Raw genomic sequence first — 1,792 nt, 5'->3', positions numbered from 1 at the left:
AGTGTCTTATGCTCTAGCGGCGAAGTGGACACGCCTCAAAGAATAAGGATTGCTTGAAGCAGTCAAACTTCTTTGGAAGCCCCCACTTCAAATTTTCGCTAGAAAATTAAGTGGGGGTAGTTCACGGACAAGTGGTTCACCATGCGTTGCTTTATGGTATGATAGAGCGTGAGGTGAGGACATTGCGGCAATATTTACAGCTTTTGGAGGATATTTTGGAAAACGGCGTCGAAAAAGAAGACCGAACGGGCGTCGGCACGCTGTCGGTGTTCGGCCGCCAGCTCCGCTTCAACTTACAAGATGGATTTCCGCTCGTGACAACGAAAAAATTGCATATCCGCTCCATCATTTATGAACTGCTTTGGTTTTTAAAAGGCGATACGAACGTCCGCTATTTGCAGGAGAATGGCGTGACGATTTGGGACGAGTGGGCGGACGAAAACGGCGATCTCGGCCCGATTTACGGCGCGCAATGGCGCTCGTGGAAGGGAGCAGACGGGAAAACCATCGACCAGATCGCATGGGTTGTCGAAGAGATCAAACGAAATCCGCATTCACGCCGACTGCTGGTGAGCGCTTGGAATGTAGCGGAATTGGACGAGATGAAGCTGCCGCCGTGCCATTACGCCTTCCAGTTTTACGTCGCCAACGGCCGGTTGTCATGCATGTGGCAGCAGCGCTCCGTTGATACGTTTTTAGGGTTGCCGTTTAACATCGCGAGCTACGCGTTGTTGACGCATATGATCGCCCAGCAGTGCGACCTCGATGTCGGCGAACTCATTTTCACCGGCGGCGACGTCCATTTGTACAAAAATCATCTGGAACAAGCGAAACTGCAGCTGACGCGCGAGCCGCGCCCGCTGCCGAAGCTCGTGATCAAACGGAAGCCGCCGTCTATCTTTGACTATGAATACGACGACTTTGAAATCGTCGGCTACGATCCGCATCCGGCGATTAAAGCGCCGGTGGCGGTGTGAAGGGGAGAGCGCGATGATGTCGCACATTGTGGCGATGGATGAAAACCGGGTGATCGGCAAAGACAACGGTTTGCCTTGGCATTTGCCGGCTGATTTGGCGTATTTCAAACGGGTGACGATGGGGCATGCCATCGTGATGGGGCGAAAAACGTTTGAGGCGATCGGCCGGCCGCTTCCCGGCCGGGAAAACATCGTCGTCACGCGCAACCGTTCGTTTCGCCCGGAAGGCTGCCTTGTGCTTCACTCGCTCGACGAGGTGAAACAGTGGGCCGCCGGCCGCAACGATGAAGAGGTGTTTATCATCGGAGGAGCGGAACTGTTTCAGGCGACGATGCCGCTTGCCGACCGACTGTATGTGACGAAAATTTTCGCCTCGTTCCCTGGCGATACGTTTTATCCGCCGATTTCCGAGCAAGAGTGGGAGATCGTTTCATATACGCAAGGAACGATCGATGAAAAAAACCGATACGATCACGCCTTTCTCATTTATGAGCGAAAAACAGGGCGCGCTTAGCTTTTGGCTGGGCGCGTCTTTTTGCATAGAAGCGGGGCGAACAAGGAACGATAACAAGTAAGACCCAACAATGGAAATGGAGGAAGACAAATGAAGCATATCGTTCCTTTTATCGTCAAGCTCGCCGCTTGGAGCGTCGTCTTATTTTCCATGTTTACGATCTTCAACGTCCCGCTTTCGTTGATTTCGCTCATGACGGTCATCACGGCGCTCGTGTCTTACGTCATCGGCGATGTGTTCATCTTGCCGCGCGTCGGCCATTTTGTTGCTGCCGCACTTGACGTGCCGCTTTCCTTTTTGT

Annotated in this window: 3 protein-coding genes; all 3 read left to right on the top strand. The window is 53.0% G+C overall.

What is annotated here, in order from left to right:
- Positions 1 to 182 precede the first annotated feature (182 nt).
- The gene (gene thyA / locus IKE44_RS04845) at positions 183 to 977 is read left to right on the top strand and encodes a thymidylate synthase (RefSeq protein WP_033014075.1); all 795 of its coding nucleotides are present in this window, start codon (positions 183 to 185) and stop codon (positions 975 to 977) included.
- 13 nt (positions 978 to 990) lie between these two features.
- A complete protein-coding gene (locus IKE44_RS04840) occupies positions 991 to 1,491 on the top strand; it encodes a dihydrofolate reductase (protein ID WP_033010007.1) in 501 nt (166 codons plus the stop codon).
- Between the two features lie 90 nt (positions 1,492 to 1,581).
- Positions 1,582 to 1,792: DUF2512 family protein (locus IKE44_RS04835; RefSeq protein ID WP_287465178.1), on the top strand; the 211-nt coding region annotated here is incomplete at its 3' end.

The organism is Geobacillus sp. (assembly GCF_017515625.1).
GTDB lineage: Bacteria > Bacillota > Bacilli > Bacillales > Anoxybacillaceae > Geobacillus > Geobacillus stearothermophilus.
This window is presented reverse-complemented; position numbering and strand designations above follow the sequence as displayed.